The sequence below is a fragment of the Hansschlegelia beijingensis genome (assembly GCF_045505405.1).
Taxonomy (GTDB): Bacteria; Pseudomonadota; Alphaproteobacteria; order Rhizobiales; family Methylopilaceae; genus Methylopila; species Methylopila beijingensis_A.
The window spans coordinates 1-2,851 of sequence record NZ_JBJKEX010000380.1 but is presented as its reverse complement, the minus strand read 5'-3'; the positions used below and the strand labels follow the sequence as shown (position 1 = coordinate 2,851).

Annotated in this window: 3 protein-coding genes and 1 pseudogene; 3 read left to right on the top strand and 1 reads right to left on the bottom strand. The window is 69.6% G+C overall.

Features of this window, described 5'->3' with window-relative positions:
• Positions 1-84: 84 nt before the first annotated feature.
• Entirely contained in the window at positions 85-456 is a 372-nt protein-coding gene (locus ACIKT0_RS16355) for an SPOR domain-containing protein (RefSeq protein WP_407106440.1), read from the top strand.
• 15 nt (positions 457-471) lie between these two features.
• Here ACIKT0_RS16355 and ACIKT0_RS16350 read toward each other — a convergent pair.
• Positions 472-666: pseudogene (locus tag ACIKT0_RS16350) on the bottom strand (DnaJ domain-containing protein); the annotation flags it as partial.
• Between the two features lie 461 nt (positions 667-1,127).
• Between ACIKT0_RS16350 and panC the strand changes: the two are divergent.
• Together panC and ACIKT0_RS16340 are read left to right on the top strand one after the other, a co-directional pair.
• The gene (gene panC / locus ACIKT0_RS16345) at positions 1,128-2,021 is read left to right on the top strand and encodes a pantoate--beta-alanine ligase (protein ID WP_407106438.1); all 894 of its coding nucleotides are present in this window, start codon (positions 1,128-1,130) and stop codon (positions 2,019-2,021) included.
• A 39-nt stretch (positions 2,022-2,060) separates the two neighbouring features.
• On the top strand, positions 2,061-2,606 hold the full coding sequence (locus tag ACIKT0_RS16340) for a rhodanese-like domain-containing protein (RefSeq protein ID WP_407106437.1): 546 nt from the start codon (positions 2,061-2,063) through the stop codon (positions 2,604-2,606).
• Positions 2,607-2,851: the final 245 nt, after the last annotated feature.

Below are 2,851 nucleotides of genomic sequence, written 5' to 3'. Positions count from 1 at the left end.
AGGCGGGCATGACGGCTGAGGATGAGGCGCGACCGGGGCCCCTCGTCATGCCCGGCGGGGGCCGGGTATCCACGACTTGGTCTCATGGTGGTCGCCGCCGTGATCGAGAACCGCGAGGAGGCGGCCGCGCGCCCCGTCCGGGTCGCCTCCGCCACGCGTGATCTCGACGTGGCGCCGCGACCCGCCCCTACGGCGGAACGCGCGCCCGCCCGCTCGGGCTGGATGATCCAGATCGGCGCAACGACCGCGCCCGACCAGGCGCAGCAGCTGCTGGCGAACGCGAAGACCAAGGGCGGCGCCGTTCTGAAGCGCGCCGAGCCGTTCACCGAGACGTTCACCAAGGGCGAGACGACCTATTACCGGGCGCGTTTCGCGGGTCTGAACGAGCGGACGGCTGACGCGGCCTGCAAAGCGCTGAAGCGCAGCTCCGTCAGCTGCTTTGCGATCAAGAACTAAGGCGGATCGGGGAGGCTAGGCATGTCGCCGCGCCGCGAGAACGTCCTTGGCAGCGTTGACCCTCGCCGCGAGCTCGGTCGACCCCCCTTGGTCGGGATGGACTTTCTTCATCAGCGTCCGATGCGCACGAGCGACCTCCTCCGCGCTCGCCCCCGGCTGCAGGCCAAGGACCTGATACGCCTCCTCTTCCGTCATTACGCCCGACCGCCGGCCGCGGACGTCTCGCTCTCGGCCCCACGCGTTCGCGTGACCCTGGAAGTCCGGACCCCCTCCGGCCGCCCCGCCGCGACGCTCTCTTTCACCGACTCTTGAAGGAGCGCGCCGCGCGAGCGCGCCCGTTCCGAAGGCCCCCAGCGCCATCAGGATCAGCCCCGGAATCGGCTTGCCCGTGAGGGCGAGAGCGAGGCCCAGCGCCCAGCAAAGCGCTGAGGCCACCTGCACCGACCGCCGCGCCCGCCTCGGGTCGGACTTGATGACGATGCGGGTCAGCGCGACGAGGGCGGCGAGCGCCATCGCTCCCAGAAGAATCCAGATCATGTCTTTCCTGTTCGTCCGCCGCGCCAGCCTGGCGGCGCGGGACCGCGGCGAGCGCAGCTTGGCGCGCAGCCCTGCATCCTGATAACGCAGGCGCCCCGCCGCCGCGAGAGCGGGAAGGTGAGAGTGAGCGCCCGATGTCCCGACCCCTCGTCGTCTCCACCGTCTCGGAACTGAGAGCCCAGCTGCGGCCCTGGCGGGCGGGCGGTCGCGGGATCGCGCTGGTCCCGACCATGGGCGCGCTGCACGAGGGCCATTTGTCCCTGGTTCGCAAGGCCGCCGAAGAGGCCGAGCGGGTCGTGGTCTCGATCTTCGTCAACCCGACCCAGTTCGCGCCGCATGAAGATCTCGCGACCTACCCACGCGATCTGGCGAGCGACCTCCGGAAGCTTGAGGGCGCCCCGGCCGACCTCGTCTTCGCGCCGGAGCCGGCCGAGATGTATCCGGAGGGCGCATCGACCGTCATCACCGTAGGCGGCCCCGCCCATGGCCTCGAGAGCGACGCGCGACCGCACTTCTTCGCCGGCGTCGCGACGGTCGTCGCGAAACTGCTGATCCAGTGCGCGCCCGACGTGGCCGTGTTCGGCGAGAAGGATTTCCAGCAGGCCGCGGTGGTTCGGCGGCTCGTCCGCGATCTCTGCTTGCCCGTCCGCATCGTGACGCTTGCGACCGTGCGCGAGCCGTCAGGTCTCGCGCTGTCGTCCCGTAACGCCTATCTGAGCCCTGAGGATCGGGACACGGCGGCGACGCTCCACAAGGCGATGACGGCCGCCGCGGCATCGATCTCCGCGGGCGGGAACCCGGAGGCGGCTTTGGCCGTTGCACGGCGGCAGATGGAAAGCGTTGGGTTCACGATAGATTATCTCGAACTCCGCGACGCGGAGACGCTCGGGGCTCACGATCCGTCTCTGGATCGTCCCGCGCGGCTTCTCGCCGCCGTCCGTCTGTCAGGCGTTCGTCTCATAGACAATATCCCCGTCATCAAAGCTTCAAGCCGCGACGTCACGATGGCCGCGGCGCGGTATACTTAGCGTGCGCTGATCCGAATCACGTTCGAAGGACCGCCTGACATGGCGTTCACGAGTTCTGCGCTTCCCAGTATGACGCCGCTCACCGCGCTTCAGCGGCCGAGCAGCCAGACTCGCAGACGCGCCGAGGCGCCGCTGGCGATCAAGGCTCCTGAAGCCATCGCGATGTGGCGCCGCAAACAGGTCGTGATGGTCGACCTGAGCGACTGGGAAACGGCCGATCAGCGCGGCTGGATCGAAGGTTCGTTCCATTGCCCCCCCGGCGAGTTCGCCGGCCTCGTCGATCCGGCGAGCCCCCTTCACACCCGGCTGTTCGAGCCCGGCAAGGTCTTCATCTTCTACGGCGGACCCAAGGCTGCTCCGCTGAAGGCGGCGAAGCGCGCCCGCTCGCTCGGGCTGAGCGGCGCGCGGGCGCTGCGCGGCGGCCTAGCCGCATGGCGCAACGCCGGCGGGCGGATCGCCGGACATCCGAACAGCCCCTTCCCGGCGCTCAAGGCGTCATTCAACATCACGTTGAAATACGCGCTCGCGGCCCTGCGCCGGAGATACGCGAAGTTCCGCGGCGGCCAGACGCCGCGGAGCGCTTAGCAGGGGCAGCTCGGCCGCAAGCGGCGAATGGGCAGACTCGAGGCCTGCGCGACAGCCCGCTCTTTTTTGCGCTGGTGAGTTACCGAGGCCTGAGGGCGCCGGTGGCGCTTCCGCCCCCAAGGGTCGGAGCGGCGGCATCGGGATGGAGCGCTCCGCGCTTCACCGCAAGCTCAAGGCGCTCGGCATCGGGTGAGGGCGCTCCCACTGGCGGGAAGCGTCATCCTCCGGCTTGACCGGAGGATCCA